Source organism: Solibacillus cecembensis, from assembly GCF_050272495.1.
In the GTDB taxonomy this organism is placed as follows: domain Bacteria; phylum Bacillota; class Bacilli; order Bacillales_A; family Planococcaceae; genus Solibacillus; species Solibacillus cecembensis.
The window spans coordinates 67,228-88,795 of record NZ_JBNNMF010000001.1 but is presented as its reverse complement, the minus strand read 5'-3'; the positions used below and the strand labels follow the sequence as shown (position 1 = coordinate 88,795).

The window sequence follows — 21,568 nt, the reverse complement described above, 5'->3', positions numbered from 1 at the left end:
AAAGATAATTAAGTTTAAATGTCAAGGAGGGTGGATTCAGGTGACTCAGCAAAGGCGTATGGAAGAGCAAGCACTATGGATTCGTTGGACAACTGACCGAGATCCCGATGCGGGGGACCTACTTATAAGAAAATTTAAGCCACTTGTTTCCTATCATGTACAACGTATTGCGGTAGGTTTACCTAAAAATGTTTCAAGAGATGATTTGACTAGTTTAGGGATGATGGGCTTATTTGATGCGCTTAACAAATTTGATATAAATCGAGATTTGAAATTCGATACATACGCCTCATTTCGTGTTCGTGGTGCGATTATTGATGGGTTGCGTAAAGAGGATTGGCTGCCACGCTCTGCTCGTGAAAAGGCTAAAAAGTTAGAAGGACAAATCGAAAGTTTAGAGCAAACGTTGATGCGCCATGCAACACCAGAAGAGCTAGCAAAACATATGAATTTACCAATTGAAGAAGTTTATCAAACATTCCATGAACATTTTTATTCGAATGTTCTATCCATTAATGAACAATTAGATCAGGATGAAAATGAAGGGAAATCTTTCGTTATTCGAGATGACCATACAAAAACGCCAGAACAACAAATCGTTCATTCGGAACTATTAGGAGATTTGGCTCAAAATATTCAAAAACTAAATGAAAAAGAGCAGCTTGTCGTTAGTTTGTTTTATACAGAGGAAATGACTTTAACTGAAATTGGTGAAATGCTAGAGTTATCAACGTCACGTATTTCTCAAATTCACTCGAAAGCGTTATTTAAATTACGTAAACTATTAACTTCTGAAATGATGAATACTTAGGAGGGCTTGTTATGAGTTTAAAAGGCGTAGAGTTACAAATTGCCATTCCAAAAACGTTTGATGCTGGGAAGATGGCCGATCAACATCACCAAAGAACAATTGATCAACAGCTCCATGCAAACGAAGCGCTAAAACGTGATATTGAACGGAAGCAATTAGCTGTGAATACATCAGAAGGTATGGATGCCATTAGTGAGGAAGATGAAAATGATGCTTCAAACAATGGGCAAACATCGGATAATCAAAATAAGAAAAAAAAGCAACAGCAGGAACAGGAAGCGCATCATCCTTTTAAAGGGAACCTGTTCGATTTTAGCGGCTAGGAGAAAAAAATGCTTACAGGAATAATAATCGCTTTGTTTATCATTCAGTTAATAACAATATTTATCATAATCCTTCTGAATAGCAAACTTTCGAAATTTAAGGATTTAGAAATTCGTCAAAACCAATTGATTCGTGAAATGGATGACTCAATTAGTCTTTATTTAGTAGAAATGAAGGAAGAAAATGATCGTCTTATTATGGAACTGCAACAAACGAAGAGAAAAGTAAATGCTTCTCAAGTGACAAATCCTCTTCCATCTGTTGAAACGAAGGCGCCCGATACAGTGCAACTTGAGCAAAAGACAAATACGAATCAAAATGGACAAGTATCACTTTCAACAGAAGAAGTGTCAGGGCTTGAAACACGTCAATACATTCCAAAAGCGACAGTCGCAAATGCGTATATTAAACAACGAGTTCAATCCACTGACGAAGTGCTACAAGTAGAGTTGGAGCAAAATAAGCACCTGCCGATTGAGCAAGAAGTTGTAGCGGAAGCAATTCAAAAAGAACCGACTTATGAGGAACAAGTTATTTCCTATCATAAAGCAGGAATGAGCATCGAAAGTATAGCAAAAACGATGCAAAAAGGCAAAAAGGAAATAGAGCTTCTTATTAAGTTTCATGCGTAAAGTAGTTGCACTTGCCAGTGCATTATGTTATATTAACAAGCGGTGTTAAACATTACACACGTATTTTGATGTAGTAAGTGGTGCTAGACATATTCTAGTAGCTTGTTGCAGATGAAAAATACGGAGGGAAAAAACCAAACATTTTAGGAGGAAACACACATGTCAGTAATTTCAATGAAACAATTACTTGAAGCTGGTGTACATTTCGGTCACCAAACTCGCCGTTGGAACCCAAAAATGAAGAAATTTATCTTCGTTGAGCGTAACGGTATCTACATTATCGATTTACAAAAAACAGTTAAAAAATTAGAGGAAGCTTACAACTTCATGCGTCAAGTTGGTCAAGACGGTGGTAAAGTTTTATTCGTTGGTACGAAAAAACAAGCACAAGAAGCGATCAAAGATGAAGCAGAACGTTCAGGCAACTATTACATTAACCAACGTTGGTTAGGTGGTACTTTAACTAACTTCGGTACAATTCAAAAACGTGTACAACGTATGAAAAATATCGAAAAAATGGAAGAAGACGGCACTTTTGACGTACTTCCTAAAAAAGAAGTAATCCAACTTAAAAAAGAACACGAACGTTTAGTGAAATTCTTAGGCGGTATCCGCGATATGAAAGCTATTCCGGACGTAATGTTCATCGTAGATCCTCGTAAAGAGCGTATCGCAGTTGCTGAAGCAATCAAATTAAACATCCCTCTAGTTGGTATCGTAGACACTAACTGTGATCCAGATGAAATTGATTACGTAATCCCTGCAAACGATGATGCTATCCGCGCTGTTAAATTATTAACTGCTAAAATGGCTGACGCTTTATTAGAAGCTAAACAAGGTGAAGAAGAAGCTCCAGCTGTAGAATCTGCTGAGTAATTCACCGTCAAAAAAGGTGATAAGTGGCTGATACCCTTATCGCCTTTTTTTGAGACAACTTTAACTTGATTCAGCTCTCATTTGAATCAAGTTAAACCAAGGTTGCTTCAATTGCCAACTATCGAGTATAGTAAGGCTGAAAGTACGAATGATCTAAAAAAAATTAATATAAATTTTAGGAGGAAACTCAACATGGCAACAATTTCTGCACAATTAGTAAAAGAACTACGCGAAAAAACTGGCGCAGGTATGATGGACTGTAAAAAAGCATTAGTACAAACTGACGGTGACATCGATGCTGCAATCGATTTCTTACGTGAAAAAGGTTTAGCTGCTGCTGGTAAAAAAGCAGACCGTATCGCTGCTGAAGGTACAACATACATTTTAGAAAACGGTAATGAGGCAATCCTTATTGAAGTAAACGCTGAAACGGATTTCGTAGCGAAAAACGTACAATTCCAAGAATTAGTTTCTTCTTTAGCTGAGCAATTACTTGCTGCTAAACCAGCATCAGTTGAGGCTGCTTTAGAATTAGAAAAAGACGGCGTGAAAATTGCTGATCAAATTTCTACAGCTACTGCAACAATTGGTGAAAAACTTTCATTACGTCGTTTTGAAGTGAAAACAAAAACAGATGCAGATGCATTTGGTGCATACTTACACATGGGCGGTCGTATCGGTGTATTAGTAGTTCTTGAAGGTTCTACTGACGCTGCTGCTGCAAAAGACGTTGCAATGCATATCGCTGCAATCAACCCAACTTACGTATCTCGTGATGAGGTTTCAGCTGATGAAGTTGAACGCGAGCGCAAAGTATTAACTGAGCAAGCGTTAAACGAAGGCAAACCAGAAAACATCGTTGCTAAAATGGTAGAAGGCCGTTTAAGCAAGTATTTCGAAGACGTATGTTTATTAGACCAAGCATTCGTTAAAAATTCTGACCAAAAAGTACGTGACTTCGTAAAATCTTTAGGCGGTACAGTGACAAGCTTCACTCGTTACGCTGTTGGTGAAGGTATCGAAAAACGTGAAGATAACTTCGCTGAAGAAGTAATGAACCAAGTTAAAGGTAACTAATTCATTCTTGATAAATGAAGTAAACAGAGTAGGGAGCACCATTTGCGTGTTCCCTATTTTTAACAAATAGGGGAAATCGAACTCCTATATTTGCAACAAAAAGCACGATATAATCTATGCAAGTGAAATAGTTTACATAAGTAGAAAGTATGGACTATTTCCTTTTAAATAAATGAGTAACGGAGGTCTACTATGGATGTGTCTCAATACAAACGAGTAGTAATTAAACTAAGTGGTGAAGCATTAGCAGGAGATCTAGGTTTTGGATTTTCACCAGAAGTAATTAAATCAATTGCAGGTGAAATTAAAGATGTCATCGATCTAGGTGTAGAAGTAGCTTTAGTAGTCGGCGGCGGAAACATTTGGCGCGGTAAAATCGGTGCTGAAATGGGTATGGAACGTGCAAATGCAGACTATATGGGTATGTTAGGAACAGTGATGAATGCATTAGCATTACAAGATTCTCTAGAAAATCTAGGTGTTCCAACACGTGTTCAGTCGTCAATCGTTATGACGCAAGTTGCAGAACCTTATATTCGTCGTAAAGCAGTGCGTCATTTAGAAAAGGCTCGCGTCGTTATTTTTGCGGCGGGTACAGGGAATCCCTACTTCTCTACAGACACAACGGCAGCATTACGTGCAGCGGAAATTAATGCAGATGCGATTTTAATGGCGAAAAACAATGTTGACGGTGTTTATTCTGCTGACCCTAAACTAGATCCTACTGCTGTTAAGTATGATACACTAACTTATTTAGACGTTATTCAACAAGGTTTACAAGTAATGGATTCAACAGCTTCAACATTATGTATGGATAATGATATTAAGCTTGTTGTTTTCAATTTGTCAGATCAAGGAAATATTAAACGTGCCGTAATGGGCGAAAAAATTGGAACTGTAGTTAGGAGAGATGCGTAATGACAAAGCAAGTATTAGATCAAGCTCAAGATAAAATGACGAAATCAATTGGTGCTTTCTCACGAGAACTAGCATCAATTCGTGCGGGTGTAGCCAATGCTTCACTACTTGACCGTATTCAAGTAGATTATTACGGTGCACCAACACCGATTAATCAACTAGGCGGAGTGGCTGTACCAGAAGCGCGCCTATTAGTTATTTCACCTTACGATAAAACAATTTTAGGTGAAATTGAAAAAGCAATTATGCGTTCAGATCTTGGGATTACACCAACAAACGATGGAACTGTAATTCGTTTAGCGATTCCTGCTTTAACTGAAGAGCGTCGTAAAGACTTAGTAAAGCAAGTGAAAAAGTCAGCTGAAGAAGCAAAAGTAGCGGTTCGTAACGTGCGTCGTGATGCAAATGATGACCTTAAAAAACTAGAAAAAAGTGGAGAAATTACAGAAGACGAATTACGCGGCTTTGGTGATGATATCCAAAAATTAACAGATAGCTCAATCGTTAAAGTAGACGAGCTTGTAAAAGAAAAAGAAAAAGAAATTTTAAAAGTTTAACCTGTGAAAATAATGAGTGACCAGTGTTCTATTGGTCCGAATTATTTTTTACATGCAAGTGAACTTTAAATGGATAAAAACGTCCTGCTAGTAAGGACGTTTTTTTAAGTGGATAGTAGTTAATCAAATACGCCGCTGGATTTAATTTGCTAATGCAAGTTAAATCGGCGTTGTATGGGTTATCCTATAAGCGTGTAGTAGAAAAATATTTAATAAAGAGTCATTTCATTATGAAATACATAATAGATTAGTAAGAGAAGTGCAAATGAGAGGCTTCTTTAGTAAGGAAATTTGAGAAGTAAACGAGGACATGAAAATACTTTTTTGATATGATAAACTAGAAAATAGTCCGATATGTGCAGTTGGGGGAATGAAAGATGTTTAAAAAACTTTTAATGAAAAAAATGAATAAAATTACGCCAACAATTAACGAAAGTGTAGGCTTAGTTAAAGGTGAAGACATTCCTACCCATATTGCGATCATCATGGACGGTAATGGTCGTTGGGCAAAAAAACGTTCAATGCCACGTGTTGCAGGGCACCATGAAGGAATGAAAACCGTTCGTAAAATTACGCGTTGTGCTTGTGATTTAGGGGTGAAAGTATTAACGCTGTATGCATTTTCAACAGAGAATTGGAAGCGCCCTAAATCAGAGGTAGAATTTTTAATGAAATTACCTGAGCAATTTTTAACGTCCTTTTTACCGGAGTTAATGGAGCGTAACATTCGGATTGAGATGATCGGTGTTATGGAAACACTACCGAAATATACGCAAGCCGCACTACAAAAAGCAATGGATGCGACGAAAAATAATACGGGACTCATTTTAAACTTTGCAATGAATTACGGTGGTCGTGCCGAAATTGTGATGGCGATGCAACATTTGATGAAAGAAGTAGAAGCAGGCACGCTTGCAATCGAAGAAATCAATGAACAACATATTACACAACACCTTATGACGGCTCATTTACCAGAGCCTGATTTACTAATTCGAACAAGTGGTGAAGTTCGAATTAGCAATTTTATGTTATGGCAGCTTGCGTATACGGAATTTTGGTTTACAGATACACATTGGCCAGATTTTGATGAAGCCTGTTTAAAGGAAGCTATCACAGTGTATCAAAACCGTAATCGCCGATATGGAGGGCTGAAAGGGGAAGAAACAAATTGAAACAACGCATTATTACTGGAGTAATAGCCGCAGCAATATTTATTCCATTTGTTATTTATGGAGGCGCTCCATTTGCACTTGTTGTATGTGCACTAGCCATTGTCGGATTTTATGAAATTTTAAAAATGAAAGGCATTTCGATTGTTTCCATTCCGGGGCTATTAGGCTTGTTGGCACTATTGATACTGGTTATACCAGAAACATGGTCAGCAGAGGTTGTTCAACTTGTTGGCTATGAATCAAAATTAATGATTGTTTACGGGATTGCAGCACTTTTATTAATTTATATTGTCCTTGTGAAAAATAAAATGACATTTGATGAAGTAGGCTTTATTTTATTGGGCGTATTTTATGTTGGACTAGGCTTTCATTATTTTATTGAAGCACGAATTATTGGTTTAGAATTTATCGTTTTTGCATTGCTCGTTGTTTGGACAACCGATTCAGGAGCGTACTTTGTTGGTCGAAAACTAGGGAAACATAAATTGTGGCCAGAAATATCGCCTAAGAAGACAGTAGAAGGTTTTGTTGGGGGCATCGTGATTGCTGTCTTATTTGCGATTGCTATGCAACTGATTTACCCAATTACGGATAGTTACTTGAAACTAATTGTTGTGACGATTATTGCTTCCATGGTCGGTCAAATGGGTGATTTAGTCGAGTCTGCGATTAAGCGTCACTATGGCGTGAAGGATTCAGGAACCATTTTACCAGGTCATGGGGGTATTTTAGACCGCTTTGATAGTTTATTATTTGTCGTGCCATTACTGCACTTTTTACACGTATTTGCGTAAATCAAGAAGGGAAGTATTGCTGTGAAAAAAATTAGTTTATTAGGTGCAACAGGTTCAATTGGGTGGCAAACATTTGATATTTTACTTGCACACCCAGATCAATTTAAACTTGTTGCATTTTCTGCCGGACAAAATATTGAAAAATCACGTCAAATTATTGAAAAGCTCCAACCTGAATTAGTGTCGATGCAAACAGAAGAAGCGGCACGTTCATTGCAAAAGGATTTTCCAACAATTGCTTTTACATACGGTGAAAAAGGACTTGTTGATGTAGCGACACACCCTGAATCGACGGTATTAGTGAATGCTGTTTTAGGCAGTGTCGGTTTAGAGTCGACGCTTGCTGCTATTCGCATGGGCAAAACGATTGCCATTGCGAATAAAGAAACATTAGTAACGGCCGGCCATTTAGTGATGGCGGAAGCGAAGAAGTATAACGCTCCGATTTTACCGGTAGATAGTGAACATTCGGCGTTATTCCAATCGATGAACGGTGAAAATCCCAAACGAATTGAACGTCTTATTTTAACAGCCTCTGGTGGTTCATTCCGCGATAAAACACGTGAAGAACTAATCGGCGTAACGGTAAAGGATGCATTGAATCATCCGAACTGGTCGATGGGTGCGAAAATTACGATTGATTCTGCAACAATGATGAATAAAGGGCTTGAAGTAATTGAAGCACATGTATTATTTAATATGCCTTATGACGATATTGATGTGTTGTTACACCGAGAGAGCATAATTCACTCGATGGTCGAATTTGAAGATACAAGTGTTATGGCGCAACTCGGTACACCGGATATGCGTGTTCCGATTCAATATGCACTGAGCTATCCAGACCGTCTCCCAGTGCAAAATAGCCAACGTTTAAACTTAGCGCAAATTGGTCAACTACATTTTAAAGAGGTTGATTTTGATCGCTTCCGTGCGCTAAAGCTCGCTTATGATGCAGGGCGAATGGGTGGTACGATTTTAACGGCAATGAATGCAGCAAATGAAGCAGCCGTTGCGTTATTTTTACAAGAAAAAATGACGTTCCTACAAATTGAGGAATGCATTGAACGTGTGATGGATAAGCATAATAATATTTTAGTGCCGGATTTACAAACAATTTTACATGTAGATAGTGAAACGAGAAAATCTGTTGCAAGCATGATAGAATAGGGAACTATGAGGGTAAACTAAAGGACATTTGCCGTGTTTACTCAAACGAAGGTGGGAGATTATGCAAACAGTTATTGCTTTTATCGCAATTTTTGGCTCACTAGTATTTTTCCATGAGCTAGGGCATTTTATATTTGCAAAACGCGCGGGCATTATGGTTCGCGAGTTTGCAATTGGGATGGGTCCGAAAATTTTCGGTATGACGAAAGGTGAAACGGTTTATACGCTACGCCTTTTACCAATCGGTGGTTACGTTCGAATGGCGGGTGAAGACACAGATACGGTTGAGTTACAGCCAGGGTATCGTGTAGCGCTTGTGACGAACGAAGATAATATCGTTGAAAAAATCGTATTAAATCAAAAAACGCAATATCAAAATGTTATTTTCTTAGAAGTGGAACGTGCAGATTTAGAAAAAGAACTATGGATTGAAGGCTATGATGAAGAGGACAAACTCGTTCGTTTTAACGTATCGCGTACAGCGACAATCGTTGAAAATGGAACAGAGCTTATTATCGCGCCGCTAGATCGCCAATTCAACTCTAAATCGGTTGGTGCGCGTGCAATGGCCATTTTTGCAGGTCCATTATTCAACTTTATTTTAGCATTCTTCATTTTTGTCATTATGGGGTTATTCCAAGGGATACCTTCAAAAGAGCCTGTTATATCAGAAGTTGTTGATGATCGTCCTGCTAGTGTTGCAGGACTTCAAAATGGTGACCGTGTTACAAAAATTAATGGTGAAACGATTAGTACTTGGGAGCAACTGTCTACAACTATTCAACAAAACCCGGAGAAACGCCTGCAGTTTGAAGTGGAACGAGATGGCGCAATTTTAAAGACGGAAGTTGTCCCACAAATTGTTGAGCAAAAAGATGGCAGTAAAGTTGTTCAAATTGGTGTCATGCGTCCGCTAGAAAGCAATCCTTTAAAAGCGGTTGTCTTTGGAGCAGAGCAGACGTATGATGGAATGATTTTAATTGGATCGCTTGTAGGAAAGCTCGTTACTGGGCAGTTTTCAATTGATGCACTTTCTGGACCAGTAGGCATTTATAAGGCGACTGAAGAAGTGGTAACATTTGGTTTTTATAATGTACTATATTGGGCGGCGATGTTAAGTATCAATTTAGGGATAATGAATTTATTACCACTTCCAGCTTTGGATGGCGGTCGATTATTGTTCTTTGCATTCGAAGCCGTTCGAGGAAAACCGATGGATCGTCAAAAAGAAGGTATGATTCACTTTGTTGGAATCGTATTATTAATGATTTTAATGGTAGTTGTAACATGGAATGATATTCAACATTTCTTCTTCTAATAATAGAGGATAAATGAAATAAATATGGATTCAAATAGGAAGCTTTGAGCGTTTTGTACGAATAGTACTAGCGTTCAAAGCTAAATTTTATTAGTATATAAGAAGGTAGAATTTCTTAGACATAATTGATTTTTATCTTACTAAACAAAAATTAAGTAAGAGTTTGTATTCTATTGCTAAATAATTATGAAATATAAAGGTGGCATTCTTTTATGAAACAAAGTTTAACGTTTATTCCAACATTACGTGAAAACCCGTCAGATGCAGATGTAAAATCACATCGTCTGCTTTTACGCGCAGGTTTTATTCGTCAAAATGCATCAGGCATTTATTCGTATTTACCATTAGCGAAACGTGTACTGACGAAAATCGAACAAATTGTACGTGAAGAGATGGAAGCAATTAATTCCGTAGAACTATTAATGCCCGCTATGCAAGCTGCTGAGCTGTGGCAGGAATCGGGACGTTGGGAAGCATACGGTCCAGAACTAATGCGTTTAAAAGATCGTCATGACCGTGATTTCGCGTTAGGTGCAACACATGAAGAAGTTATTACAACACTAGTGCGTGACGAAATTAAGTCGTACAAAAAATTACCTTTAACATTATTCCAAATTCAAACAAAATTCCGCGACGAAAAACGTCCACGCTTTGGGCTATTGCGCGGTCGTGAATTTATTATGAAGGACGCGTATTCATTCCATGCATCTCGTGAATCTTTAGATGCAACATATGATGATATGTACCGTGCCTATTCGAACATCTTTACGCGCCTTGGCTTAAACTTCCGTGCAGTTATCGCGGATGCAGGTTCAATCGGTGGTAAAGGGACGCATGAGTTCATGGTATTATCTGATATTGGAGAAGATACAATTGCGTACTCTGATACTTCAGACTATGCGGCAAATATTGAAATGGCGGAAGTTGTTGTAGAATACACAACACCAGACACACCAAAAAACGCCATTGAAAAAGTAGCGACACCAGATCAAAAAACAATTGAACAAGTATCTTCATTCTTAAATGTGGATGCATCTAATGTTATTAAATCATTAGTATTTAATATTGATGAAGAGTTAGTTATTGTATTAGCTCGCGGTGATCACGAAATCAATGATATTAAACTGAAAAACGCTTTAGGAGCTCAATCAGTGGAGCTTGCAGAAGATGCGGCGATTAAAGAGTTACTAGGCTGTGCACCAGGTTCAATTGGTCCTGTTAAATTACCGTTAAATGTAAAGGTGATTGCAGATAATGCGATTAAATCGATTTGTAACGGTGTTGCTGGGGCAAATGAAGACGGCTTCCACTTAGTAAATGTCAATCCAGAGCGTGACTTTGCGATTGCTTCTTATGAAGATATTCGTTTTATTCAAGAGGGAGACCTTTCACCAGACGGCCAAGGAATCATTAAATTTGCTGAAGGTATTGAAGTAGGTCATATCTTTAAACTAGGTACAACGTATTCAGAAAAAATGAATGCCACGTATCTTGATGAGCAAGGAAAGGCCAAACCATTTATCATGGGTTGCTATGGTATAGGGGTTTCTCGTATATTGGCAGCGGTTGCTGAACAGTTCCAAGATGATAATGGCTTTATTTGGCCGAATCAATTGGCGCCATATGATGTTCATTTAGTATCGGTGAATACAAAAGATGAAGCACAAGTTCAATTAGCGGGCGAGTTATATGGTTTATTAAAATCATATCGCTATGATGTACTTTATGATGATCGTACTGAGCGTGCGGGTGTTAAATTTGCAGATGCGGATTTAATCGGCTTACCAGTGCGTATTACAGTTGGTAAAAAAGCATCAGAAGGCATTGTAGAAGTGAAATTCCGTACAACTGGTGAGTCTGCTGAGTGGGCAAAAGAAGAAGTATTTGACCGCTTAAATGAATATTTTCAAAAAAACTAACGTATTTTGATTGCTGCGATTAATCGGCAACTATATAAAAAAGACAGTAACTCGCGCTATTTTGGCGTGAGTTTTGTTTTTTTAGGAGAAACTTAAAGTAGAAAATTTCAATTAGCTAGGAAGGTGAAGGAATTGGCACAACAGGAGGCAAAGCAAAAGTTCTTACTTCTGTTACAACAACTTGAACTAACAGATGACGTCTATATGTCCTTCTTTGAAAAAGGTGAGCTAGAACGAGTAACGGTTCATAAAAAGAAGCGAGTATGGCATTTTAAAATCAAACTAGATAATATTTTGCCTTTCGAAGTATATCAATTATTACGGATGCGGATGGCAGAAAAATTTTCTCACATTGCGTCTGTTTCATTAACAATTGATTCATTTAATCCCGTTGTAAATGAGCAGCATATGCTAGATTATTGGTATCCCGCGATAGAACAAATTGCAGATATGTCGCCTTTATTACGCGAAAATTTATCAAAGCAAGTACCTAAGTGGACAGGTCATAAACTTGTCGTCACTTCAATGCTAGAAGTGGAATATTTATCACTGAAAGCGAAATATACAGATAAAATTGCAGAGTCTTACCGCGCATTTGGTTTCCCACACATCCCGTTAGAATTTAAAATGGTAGAAGAATCGGAAGAATTTATTGCACAGCAAGAAGCATTTTATATGCAAAGACAAGAAGAGGAAGAGCGTTTATCGAAACAAGCGATGGCTGATTTTGCAATGCGTGAAAAAGAAAAATCAGACAATCCAGGCGCGGTGACAAGCGATGTTGCCTTCCAATTAGGAGCTTTGATCAAAAATGCCCAATCAACTGAAATTCGTACAATTTTAGAAGAAGAACGTTCGATTATTATTGAAGGATTTATTTTTGCAGTAGATGTGAAGGAATTGCGAAGTGGACGCTCGCTTCTTGAGATAAAAGTATCGGATTATACGGATTCTTTAATGGTGAAAATGTTCTCAAATAGCGATGAAGAAGTTGCGAAAATGAATATGATTAGTAAAGGCATGTGGGTACGATTACGTGGCTCGATTCAAATGGATGCATTCGCACGCGATTTAGTAATGATGGTAAAAGATATTAACGAAATCAAAAAAGAGCCGCGTAAAGATCATGCTCCTGAAGGTGAAAAGCGTGTGGAATTGCATTTACATTCACAGATGAGCCAAATGGATGCGATGACACCCGTCGATAAATTAGTCACACAGGCGGCAAAATGGGGACATCCTGCCATTGCCATTACAGACCATGCTGTCGTGCAATCTTTCCCAGAAGCTTATTCTGCTGGAAAGAAAAACGGCATTAAAGTCATTTTTGGTGTAGAGGTGAACTTAGTAGACGATGGCAAGCCGATTGCTTATGACCCGATTGATTCACTACTTGAAGACACGACCTATGTTGTATTTGACGTGGAAACAACCGGATTTTCCAATGTATATGACACCATTATTGAATTAGCTGCAGTTAAAATCAAAAATGGCCAAGTGTTAGATACGTTTGAGCGCTTTTCAAACCCACACCGCAAATTAACCGCGAAAATTATAGAATTAACACATATTACGGATGATATGCTCGTAAATGCCCCGGAAATCGAGGAAGTCATTACAGAATTCCATGACTTTATAGGCGATTCAGTCGTTGTAGCGCATAATGCGGCATTTGACTTAGGTTTCCTTTATGTAGCTTATAAAAAAGCGGGCTTAGGACATGTACGACATCCGGGTATTGATACGGTGGAGTTATCCCGCTTAGTCAACCCTACGCAAAAGTCACATAGTTTAAAAACGTTAACGAAAAAATACAATATTGAATTAACGCAACATCACCGTGCGATTTATGATACGGAAGCGACAGGGGAATTATTGCTTCACTTACTAAAACAAACGGCTGATTTAGGTATTCAAAATTTAAACGAATTAAATGACCATGTCGGCGGGGAGGAAGGGTATAAGCAAGCCCGTCCAAGCCACTGTACAGTTTTAGCGGTAGATGATGCAGGATTGAAAAATATGTTTAAGCTCATTACGATTTCTCATACCCAAACATTTTATCGTGTACCACGGATACGTCGTTCGGATTTACAAAAGTATCGTCAAGGTTTAATTATCGGCTCGGGCTGTTCGAATGGTGAATTATTCGAAACGATGATGAATAAAACACCAGAGGAAGCAGAACGAATTGCGCAGTTTTATGATTATTTAGAAGTCATGCCAAAACCGGTTTATTCGCAGTTGGTTGATGGTGGAACGGTGCATGATGAATGGGCGTTAGAAGATATTATTCGCCGCATTGTTAAGCTCGGTAAAAAATTGAATTTGCCCGTTGTCGCAACAGGAAATGTACATTATTTACATGAAACGGATGCTAAGTTCCGTCAAATTTTAATCGGCTCTATGGGCGGGGCAAACCCATTAAATCGTCAACAGTTGCCGAAAGTTCATTTCCGTACGACGGATGATATGTTAATGGAATTTGATTTTTTAGGTCCTGATTTAGCAAAAGAGGTCGTTGTGACGAATACGCACCTCGTAGCTGATATGATTGGTGAGGTCAAGCCGATTAAAGATGACCTGTATACGCCAAAAATTGAAGGCTCTGATGATGAAGTAACGAATTTAACGTATGAAATGGCCTATTCAATATATGGAGAGAATTTACCGGAAATTGTCCAAGCGCGTATTGATAAGGAATTAAAATCAATTTTAGGTCATGGCTTCGGGGTAATTTATTTAATTTCAGCAAAACTCGTGAAAAAGTCATTAGCGGATGGCTACTTAGTTGGTTCACGTGGTTCGGTAGGGTCTTCCCTTGTCGCAACGTTCATGGAAATTACTGAGGTAAATCCATTGCCACCGCATTATGTGTGTCCGAATTGTAAGCATTCTGAATTTATTGCAGATGGTTCGGTCGCATCAGGCTATGACTTGCCGAACAAAGAATGTCCAGAATGTGGTGAGCAATATAAGAAAGACGGGCAAGATATCCCGTTCGAAACATTCCTAGGATTTAAAGGGGATAAAGTTCCAGATATCGATTTGAATTTCTCCGGTGAGTACCAACCACAAGCCCATAACTATACGAAAGTACTGTTCGGGGAAGATTATGTATTCCGTGCAGGTACGATTGGAACAGTTGCTGAAAAAACGGCTTATGGTTATGTTAAAGGTTATGGCAATGATAACGGCATCACCTATCGTAACGCAGAGGTGGATCGACTTGTGCAAGGCTGTACTGGAGTAAAACGAAATTCAGGGCAACACCCTGGGGGAATTATTGTTGTACCAGATTATATGGATATTTATGATTTTACACCAATACAATTCCCGGCAGATGCACAAGATTCAGAATGGAAAACGACACACTTTGATTTCCACTCGATTCACGATAATATTTTGAAACTCGATATTCTAGGACACGATGATCCGACCGTTATTCGTATGCTACAAGATTTATCAGGAATTGATCCGAAAACGGTTCCAACTGACGATCCGATTGTGATGGAAATCTTCAGTTCGACGAAATCACTCGGTGTAACGGAAAAGCAAATTGGCACAAAAACAGGGACGCTTGGCATTCCCGAGTTCGGGACTAAGTTCGTTCGCCAAATGCTTGAAGAAACGAAGCCGTCCACATTTAGTGAGCTGGTGCAAATTTCAGGACTGTCACACGGAACGGACGTATGGTTAGGGAATGCTGCTGATTTGATTAAAGATGGCACATGCGTTTTAGCCGAAGTAATTGGTTGTCGTGATGACATTATGGTGTATTTAATTTACCAAGATCTTGAGCCTTCCTTTGCCTTCAAAATAATGGAGTCTGTGCGTAAGGGGAAAGGTTTATCCGATGATATGGAAGCAGAAATGCGCGCGAAGAAAGTACCAGAGTGGTATATCGATTCGTGTAAAAAGATAAAATACATGTTCCCGAAAGCCCACGCGGCTGCCTATGTATTAATGGCGGTACGTATTGCTTGGTTTAAAGTACATCACCCAATTTTATATTATGCGGCGTACTTTACGGTGCGAGCATCTGATTTTGATTTAATTTCCATGACGCAAGGTTCAGTTATGATCCGCAAAAAAGTTGATGAAATTAATATGAAAGGTCTAGATGCAGCGCCTAAAGAAAAAAGTTTATTAACCGTAATGGAAATTGCTTTAGAAATGTGTGAGCGTGGAATGAGCTTTAAAAAAATTGATTTATATCGTTCTCATGCAAGTGAGTTTATCATTGAAGGGAATTCATTAATTCCACCATTTGATTCGATTCCAGGACTCGGTACAAACGTAGCAAAACAAATTGTCGAAGCACGTAAAAACGGTGAGTTCCTATCAAAAGAAGACTTGCAACAACGTGGACGTGTATCGAAAACATTGATTGAATATATGGATGACCTTGGGTGTTTAGAAGGAATGCCAGATGCAAACCAATTATCGCTGTTCTAATTAGAATACAAGTGAAAGTTTCGATAAGTAGCAAAATTTGCAATCAAAATGGCTTTGTGCTATGCTAAACGTAATAATTTGTTGATAGTTCGCCAGCAAAAGAGTGGGATTTCCCGCTCTTTTCTGTTGTTTAGACAACTATTTACACAAATTTTTCAATGTAAACTCGTCCTGTTTGAACGAAAATCTTTGCAATCTACAAAATGCAGGATTTTTGAACTTGTTAAACAGTGGCGTAAGGAGGATACGATGAGTCAAATTACGTCGATCATTGAAGAGCTAGTGACACCAATCGTTGAAGAGCTTGAGTTAGAATTAGTTGATGTCGAATTCATAAAAGAAGGACGCGACTGGTTCCTACGTGTTTATGTAGACACGCGCGCAGGCGGCATTGACATTTTACAATGCGCTCAAGTAAGTGAACGTTTAAGCGAAAAATTGGATGAAAATGATCCAATCGAGCAAAACTACTATTTAGAAGTTTCTTCACCAGGCGCTGAACGCCCATTAAAAAAGCAAGAAGACTTCGAGAATGCAATTGGCAAATTTATTTATGTGAAGACTTATGAACCAATAAAGGATTTAAAAGAATTCCTTGGTTATTTACGTGCATATACTGAAACATATTTAGAAATTGAAATCCGCATTAAAACACGCAAACTAACAGTACAAATTGACAAAGAAAAAATTGCGCAAGCCCGCCTTGCCATTGATTTTTCAGATAAGCAAATTTAGGAGTGAAAACAAAATGAGTAGTGAATTACTAGATGCCCTAACTGCCCTAGAGGAGCAAAAAGGTATTTCAAGAGATGTATTAATTGAAGCGATTGAAGCCGCTTTAGTTACAGCTTATAAACGCAACTTCAACCAAGCGCAAAATGTGCGTGTAGACTTAAACCTTAAAACAGGTGTAATGGTTGTCTACTCGCGTAAAGATGTGGTAGAAGATGTAGAAGACGAACGTTTAGAAATTGCATTAGAAGATGCGAAATATATTAATGCAGCTTATGAAATTGGTGACGTGGTAGAAGAAGAAGTAACACCTCGCAATTTTGGTCGTATTGCAGCACAAACTGCGAAACAAGTTGTTACACAACGCGTTCGTGAAGCAGAGCGCGGTCTTATTTATGAAGAATATGTAGACCGTGAAGATGATATTGTAACAGGTGTTATTGAGCGTCAAGATGCACGTAATATTTACGTAAGCATTGGTAAAGTAGAAGCTGCATTACCTGTAAATGAGCAAATTCAAGGTGAGATTTATAAGCCGCAATCACGTATTCGTGTTTATATTATGAAGGTAGAACGTACAACTCGTGGTCCACAAGTAATTGTTTCTCGTACTCATCCTGGTTTACTACGTCGCCTATTTGAAATGGAAGTACCAGAAATTTATGATGGTACAGTAGAAGTGAAATCGATTGCACGTGAAGCGGGAGACCGTTCTAAAATTTCTGTTTATGCACATAACGAAGAAGTAGATCCAGTTGGTTCATGTGTTGGTGCAAAGGGTGCACGTGTGCAAACGATTGTCAACGCATTAAACGGCGAAAAAATCGACATTGTGGAATGGTCAGAGGATCCAGTCGTATTTGTAGCAAATGCGCTAAGCCCTTCAAAAGTTTTAGACGTTCAAGTAAATGAAGAAGAGAAATCAACAACAGTTGTTGTACCAGACTATCAATTATCACTAGCAATTGGTAAACGTGGTCAAAATGCTCGATTAGCTGCAAAGTTAACGGGTTGGAAGATTGATATAAAGAGCGAAACAGATGCACGTGAATTAGGGCTATACCCTTCAGAAACGAGCACATTCATTCCTCAAGAAGATTCACAAGAAGTTGTTTTCGACTTATATGGTGATGACGAAGAATAATACATCATTCGTAGGAGTTTTGTAAGGAGGGTGAGTAAAATGGCTGTAAACAAAAAAGTTCCATTACGAAAATGCGTGGCAACAGGTGAAATGCTGCCGAAAAAATCAATGATTCGTGTCGTCCGTTCAAAGGAAGGCGAAGTAAGCGTTGATGTGACGGGTAAAAAAGCTGGGCGTGGAGCCTATGTTTCAAAAGCAGAAGCAGCTGTTGACATCGCGCGTAAAAAGAATATTTTAGATCGCCAGCTTGATGCAAAAGTGCCGGATGAGATATATGAAGAATTATTGACCCTTATTCGCAGGGAGTCTATCATATGACCAATCCCGCATTGTTACAGCTATTAGGTTTAGCAGCACGTGCACGAAAAACCATCTCTGGAGAAGAACTAGTGGTCAGGGAGATTCGCAGTGGAAAGGCAAAGTTAGTTTTACTTGCATCGGATGCTTCCAATAATACTAGTAAAAAAATTCAAGATAAATGTACGTTTTACAACGTTGAGTATTATATTTTTGGGGATCGTTATGATCTTGGACATGCTACCGGGAAGGAAGCGCGGGTAGCGATTGCTATTACTGATAGCGGATTTGCTAAAAAAATGTCTAGTCTACTCAACGAAAATTAATCGGGGGTGAGCAGATGAGCAAAGTAAGAGTTCATGAATATGCGAAAAAGGTAAACAAGACGAGTAAGGAAATTATTGACCATTTAACAAAAATTGATCAACCTGTGAAAAATCATATGGCGGTCATTGATGTTGAAACTGTTTCGAAACTTGATTCTGTCTTTAAGCAAGTAGCAGAGCCAACAAAGAGTACTCCAATGAAACCAACTGTCAAAGCTGCCAATGAAACACCAAAAGCGCAACAAGGACAACCGAAAAAAGAAAATCAAGTGCGTCAACAATCTAATGCAACAAATCACCAGCCAAAGAAAACAAACACTGCCGCAGGGCAACCACAATCGCAACAGGGCGAAAAACAAAAGAATGAAAAAGGTAACCAAAACAGAAATATGACTCAAAATACAAATAATAACCGCAAAGGCGGCAACCCAAGTAACAACAGCAATAACAATAATAAAGGTGGATATCAACAACGTAGAAAACCAGGTATAAATGGTGGTAAACGTCGTACAAATCGTCCAGCACCACAACCAATGGTGCAAAAAGAATTACCAGAAAAAATTACATTCTATGAAAGCTTATCAGTAGCTGAATTAGCAAAAAAATTACACCGTGAGCCATCAGAAATTATCAAAAAATTATTTATGCTTGGCGTTATGGCAACAATTAACCAAGAATTAGATAAGGATGCAATCGAGTTAATTTGTACAGACTATGGTGTAGATGTCGAAGAAGAAATCCGTATCGACAAAACAGACCTAGATACGTACTTCGATGAAACAATCGTAGAAGTAGACGAGAATGCTTTAGAAGAACGCCCACCAGTTGTAACAATTATGGGTCACGTTGACCATGGTAAAACATCACTACTTGACTCAATCCGTAAAACGAAAGTAACAGCGGGTGAAGCAGGTGGGATTACGCAACATATCGGTGCTTACCAAGTTGAAATTAATGGGAAGAAAATTTCATTCTTAGATACTCCTGGACACGCAGCATTCACAACAATGCGTGCTCGTGGTGCATCAATTACCGATATTGCGATTATCGTAGTAGCAGCTGATGATGGTGTAATGCCTCAAACAGTGGAAGCGATTAACCACGCGAAAGCAGCTGAAGTACCAATTATCGTAGCAATCAACAAAATGGATAAACCGTCTGCTAATCCGGACCGTGTACAACAAGAGTTAACAGAGCACGGTTTAGTACCTGAAGCATGGGGTGGAGATACAATCTTCGTACCAATTTCAGCGTTAAAAGGTGAAGGGATTGACCAACTTTTAGAAATGATTTTATTAGTTTCTGAAGTAGGTGAATTAAAAGCGAATCCAACTCGTACTGCAATCGGTTCAGTAATCGAAGCACAACTTGACAAAGGTCGTGGAGCAGTTGCAACATTACTAGTTCAAGATGGTACATTACGTGTAGGTGATCCAATCGTAGTAGGCCATGCATATGGTCGTGTACGTGCAATGGTAAATGATCTTGGTCGTCGTGTGAAAGATGCAGGTCCATCTACACCAATCGAAATTACTGGTTTAAATGAAGTACCACAAGCGGGTGACCGTTTTGTTGTATTCCAAGATGAAAAAACAGCTCGTCAAGTTGGTGAGTCTCGTTCAATGACAGCAATTCAAGCACAACGCTCTGAAAAACAACGCGTAACGCTTGATAACTTATTCGAACAAATGAGCCAAGGTGAAATGAAAGAGCTTAACTTAATCGTAAAAGCGGATGTACAAGGTACTGTGGAAGCAATGGCATCTTCATTAATGAAAATTGAAGTTGAAGGTGTAAACGTTAAAATTATCCACACTGGTGCAGGTGCAATTACAGAATCAGATATTTCTCTTGCTGCAGCTTCAAATGCAATCGTAATTGGCTTCAACGTACGTCCAGATACAAACGCTAAACGTGCAGCAGATGAGGAAGGCGTAGACATTCGTCAACACCGTATCATCTATAAAGTAATTGAAGAAATCGAACACGCGATGAAAGGTATGTTAGACCCAGAATACGAAGAAAAAATCGTTGGTCAAGCAGAAGTGCGTCAAGCAATTAAAGTATCTAAAGTGGGTACAATCGCTGGTTCTTACGTTATCGAAGGAAAAATGGTTCGTGACGCTGGCGTTCGTATTATCCGTGAAAATGTTGTTGTTTTTGAAGGTGAATTAGATTCATTAAAACGCTTCAAAGATGATGCAAAAGAAGTGGCAAAAGGTTATGAGTGTGGTATCACAATTAAAAACTACAATGATGTTAAAGAAGGCGACATTATTGAAGCATTCATTATGGAAGAAATTATTCGTAAATAATGATTGTGTATGCAGAAGTTGAATTCATGATTCCTACTGCCCACTCATTGAAAGAAAAACGCGCTGTTCTGCAAAGAATGGTGACCCGAACAAAACAAAAGTTTAACGTTTCTGTTGCTGAGATTGACCATCAAGATGTTTGGCAACGCACTAGATTAGCACTTGTTTCCGTCGCTTCTTCAAAAGATGCTGCGGAACGAGAGCTGATGCGAGCACTTCATTTTTTACAGTCGAATCCAGAGTGGGAACAACTCGAATTTTATCGAGAATATTTATAACAAAAGTCCATTCACATAATGGCAACTTAGTCGTAAAATGAGGTGACTTTTATGTCTCTACGTTCTAACCGTGTTGGTGAACAAATAAAAAAAGAAATTGTTGAAATTATTGGACGCAAAATTAAAGATCCGCGTGTAGGGTTTGTGACTGTGACAGAAGTAGCTGTTACTGGTGACTTACAACAAGCGACTGTGTATATTACATCTTTAGGTAATGAACGCGAGCGTGCAGAAACGCTGAAAGCTTTAGAAAAAGCATCTGGATTTATTCGTTCAGAAATCGGCGCACGCATTCGTCTGCGTCGTACACCGGAGTTCTTTTTTGAATTCGATACAGCAATTGAGTATGGTAATAAAATCGATGCATTGCTTCGTGGCTTACACGAAAGTCAATAAAATGCAACAAAAGCCTGCACTGCATACTTTATGCAGGCAGGCTTTTTTATCGTTATT

20 protein-coding genes are annotated in these 21,568 nt (G+C 38.6%); all 20 read left to right on the top strand.

Annotated features, from left to right (window positions below; translation table 11 throughout):
• Nucleotides 1-58 precede the first annotated feature (58 nt).
• The 20 genes from ACQKIH_RS00405 to rbfA all read left to right on the top strand — a co-directional run bounded on the left by ACQKIH_RS00405 (nucleotide 59) and on the right by rbfA (nucleotide 21,511).
• On the top strand, nucleotides 59-811 hold the full coding sequence (locus ACQKIH_RS00405) for a FliA/WhiG family RNA polymerase sigma factor (RefSeq protein WP_201785001.1): 753 nt from the start codon (nucleotides 59-61) through the stop codon (nucleotides 809-811).
• A gap of 11 nt (nucleotides 812-822) precedes the next feature.
• The gene (locus ACQKIH_RS00400; RefSeq protein WP_427762806.1) at nucleotides 823-1,134 is read left to right on the top strand and encodes an RNA polymerase subunit sigma; all 312 of its coding nucleotides are present in this window, start codon (nucleotides 823-825) and stop codon (nucleotides 1,132-1,134) included.
• 9 nt (nucleotides 1,135-1,143) lie between these two features.
• A complete protein-coding gene (locus tag ACQKIH_RS00395) occupies nucleotides 1,144-1,767 on the top strand; it encodes a hypothetical protein (protein WP_427762804.1) in 624 nt (207 codons plus the stop codon).
• A gap of 159 nt (nucleotides 1,768-1,926) precedes the next feature.
• On the top strand, nucleotides 1,927-2,643 hold the full coding sequence (gene rpsB, locus ACQKIH_RS00390) for a 30S ribosomal protein S2 (protein WP_057986990.1): 717 nt from the start codon (nucleotides 1,927-1,929) through the stop codon (nucleotides 2,641-2,643).
• A gap of 192 nt (nucleotides 2,644-2,835) precedes the next feature.
• On the top strand, nucleotides 2,836-3,720 hold the full coding sequence (gene tsf / locus ACQKIH_RS00385; RefSeq protein WP_427762802.1) for a translation elongation factor Ts: 885 nt from the start codon (nucleotides 2,836-2,838) through the stop codon (nucleotides 3,718-3,720).
• 192 nt (nucleotides 3,721-3,912) lie between these two features.
• On the top strand, nucleotides 3,913-4,638 hold the full coding sequence (gene pyrH, locus ACQKIH_RS00380; RefSeq protein ID WP_057986986.1) for a UMP kinase: 726 nt from the start codon (nucleotides 3,913-3,915) through the stop codon (nucleotides 4,636-4,638).
• Complete coding sequence (gene frr, locus ACQKIH_RS00375) at nucleotides 4,638-5,195, top strand: ribosome recycling factor (protein WP_057986984.1); 558 nt, start codon at nucleotides 4,638-4,640, stop codon at nucleotides 5,193-5,195. The genes pyrH and frr overlap by 1 nt, the downstream gene beginning before the upstream one ends.
• Nucleotides 5,196-5,572: 377 nt before the next feature.
• Nucleotides 5,573-6,367, top strand: coding sequence for an undecaprenyl pyrophosphate synthase (uppS, locus tag ACQKIH_RS00370; protein WP_427762800.1), 795 nt, complete (start codon nucleotides 5,573-5,575; stop codon nucleotides 6,365-6,367).
• The gene (locus ACQKIH_RS00365; RefSeq protein ID WP_427762798.1) at nucleotides 6,364-7,161 is read left to right on the top strand and encodes a phosphatidate cytidylyltransferase; all 798 of its coding nucleotides are present in this window, start codon (nucleotides 6,364-6,366) and stop codon (nucleotides 7,159-7,161) included. Before uppS ends, ACQKIH_RS00365 begins: the two co-directional genes overlap by 4 nt.
• Nucleotides 7,162-7,182: 21 nt before the next feature.
• A complete protein-coding gene (locus ACQKIH_RS00360) occupies nucleotides 7,183-8,328 on the top strand; it encodes a 1-deoxy-D-xylulose-5-phosphate reductoisomerase (RefSeq protein ID WP_057986979.1) in 1,146 nt (381 codons plus the stop codon).
• 61 nt (nucleotides 8,329-8,389) lie between these two features.
• Entirely contained in the window at nucleotides 8,390-9,646 is a 1,257-nt protein-coding gene (gene rseP / locus ACQKIH_RS00355; RefSeq protein ID WP_427762797.1) for an RIP metalloprotease RseP, read from the top strand.
• 212 nt (nucleotides 9,647-9,858) lie between these two features.
• On the top strand, nucleotides 9,859-11,565 hold the full coding sequence (locus tag ACQKIH_RS00350) for a proline--tRNA ligase (RefSeq protein WP_057986976.1): 1,707 nt from the start codon (nucleotides 9,859-9,861) through the stop codon (nucleotides 11,563-11,565).
• 123 nt (nucleotides 11,566-11,688) lie between these two features.
• Nucleotides 11,689-16,023, top strand: a complete 4,335-nt coding sequence (locus tag ACQKIH_RS00345; RefSeq protein ID WP_427762796.1) for a PolC-type DNA polymerase III — start codon at nucleotides 11,689-11,691, stop codon at nucleotides 16,021-16,023.
• Between the two features lie 249 nt (nucleotides 16,024-16,272).
• Complete coding sequence (gene rimP, locus ACQKIH_RS00340; protein WP_057986972.1) at nucleotides 16,273-16,758, top strand: ribosome maturation factor RimP; 486 nt, start codon at nucleotides 16,273-16,275, stop codon at nucleotides 16,756-16,758.
• Between the two features lie 13 nt (nucleotides 16,759-16,771).
• On the top strand, nucleotides 16,772-17,899 hold the full coding sequence (gene nusA / locus ACQKIH_RS00335; RefSeq protein WP_057986970.1) for a transcription termination factor NusA: 1,128 nt from the start codon (nucleotides 16,772-16,774) through the stop codon (nucleotides 17,897-17,899).
• Nucleotides 17,900-17,938: 39 nt separating this feature from the next.
• Entirely contained in the window at nucleotides 17,939-18,217 is a 279-nt protein-coding gene (gene rnpM, locus ACQKIH_RS00330) for an RNase P modulator RnpM (RefSeq protein WP_340783510.1), read from the top strand.
• Nucleotides 18,214-18,522, top strand: coding sequence for a YlxQ family RNA-binding protein (locus ACQKIH_RS00325; protein ID WP_057986966.1), 309 nt, complete (start codon nucleotides 18,214-18,216; stop codon nucleotides 18,520-18,522). The genes rnpM and ACQKIH_RS00325 overlap by 4 nt, the downstream gene beginning before the upstream one ends.
• A 14-nt stretch (nucleotides 18,523-18,536) precedes the next feature.
• Nucleotides 18,537-20,837 carry a translation initiation factor IF-2 gene (gene infB / locus ACQKIH_RS00320; RefSeq protein WP_427762794.1) on the top strand — a complete coding sequence of 767 codons (2,301 nt, stop codon included), beginning with the start codon at nucleotides 18,537-18,539 and terminating at the stop codon, nucleotides 20,835-20,837.
• Nucleotides 20,837-21,115, top strand: a complete 279-nt coding sequence (locus ACQKIH_RS00315; protein ID WP_057986962.1) for a DUF503 domain-containing protein — start codon at nucleotides 20,837-20,839, stop codon at nucleotides 21,113-21,115. Before infB ends, ACQKIH_RS00315 begins: the two co-directional genes overlap by 1 nt.
• Nucleotides 21,116-21,166: 51 nt before the next feature.
• A complete protein-coding gene (gene rbfA, locus ACQKIH_RS00310) occupies nucleotides 21,167-21,511 on the top strand; it encodes a 30S ribosome-binding factor RbfA (RefSeq protein ID WP_057986960.1) in 345 nt (114 codons plus the stop codon).
• Nucleotides 21,512-21,568: the final 57 nt, after the last annotated feature.

Coding starts and splice junctions, on each gene's coding strand:
- ACQKIH_RS00405 (WP_201785001.1), top strand. CDS start 59: ATGGAAGAGCAAGCACTATGGATTCGTTGGACAACTGACCGAGATCCC.
- ACQKIH_RS00400 (WP_427762806.1), top strand. CDS start 823: ATGAGTTTAAAAGGCGTAGAGTTACAAATTGCCATTCCAAAAACGTTT.
- ACQKIH_RS00395 (WP_427762804.1), top strand. CDS start 1,144: ATGCTTACAGGAATAATAATCGCTTTGTTTATCATTCAGTTAATAACA.
- rpsB (WP_057986990.1), top strand. CDS start 1,927: ATGTCAGTAATTTCAATGAAACAATTACTTGAAGCTGGTGTACATTTC.
- tsf (WP_427762802.1), top strand. CDS start 2,836: ATGGCAACAATTTCTGCACAATTAGTAAAAGAACTACGCGAAAAAACT.
- pyrH (WP_057986986.1), top strand. CDS start 3,913: ATGGATGTGTCTCAATACAAACGAGTAGTAATTAAACTAAGTGGTGAA.
- frr (WP_057986984.1), top strand. CDS start 4,638: ATGACAAAGCAAGTATTAGATCAAGCTCAAGATAAAATGACGAAATCA.
- uppS (WP_427762800.1), top strand. CDS start 5,573: ATGTTTAAAAAACTTTTAATGAAAAAAATGAATAAAATTACGCCAACA.
- rseP (WP_427762797.1), top strand. CDS start 8,390: ATGCAAACAGTTATTGCTTTTATCGCAATTTTTGGCTCACTAGTATTT.
- ACQKIH_RS00350 (WP_057986976.1), top strand. CDS start 9,859: ATGAAACAAAGTTTAACGTTTATTCCAACATTACGTGAAAACCCGTCA.
- rimP (WP_057986972.1), top strand. CDS start 16,273: ATGAGTCAAATTACGTCGATCATTGAAGAGCTAGTGACACCAATCGTT.
- nusA (WP_057986970.1), top strand. CDS start 16,772: ATGAGTAGTGAATTACTAGATGCCCTAACTGCCCTAGAGGAGCAAAAA.
- rnpM (WP_340783510.1), top strand. CDS start 17,939: ATGGCTGTAAACAAAAAAGTTCCATTACGAAAATGCGTGGCAACAGGT.
- ACQKIH_RS00325 (WP_057986966.1), top strand. CDS start 18,214: ATGACCAATCCCGCATTGTTACAGCTATTAGGTTTAGCAGCACGTGCA.
- infB (WP_427762794.1), top strand. CDS start 18,537: ATGAGCAAAGTAAGAGTTCATGAATATGCGAAAAAGGTAAACAAGACG.
- ACQKIH_RS00315 (WP_057986962.1), top strand. CDS start 20,837: ATGATTGTGTATGCAGAAGTTGAATTCATGATTCCTACTGCCCACTCA.
- rbfA (WP_057986960.1), top strand. CDS start 21,167: ATGTCTCTACGTTCTAACCGTGTTGGTGAACAAATAAAAAAAGAAATT.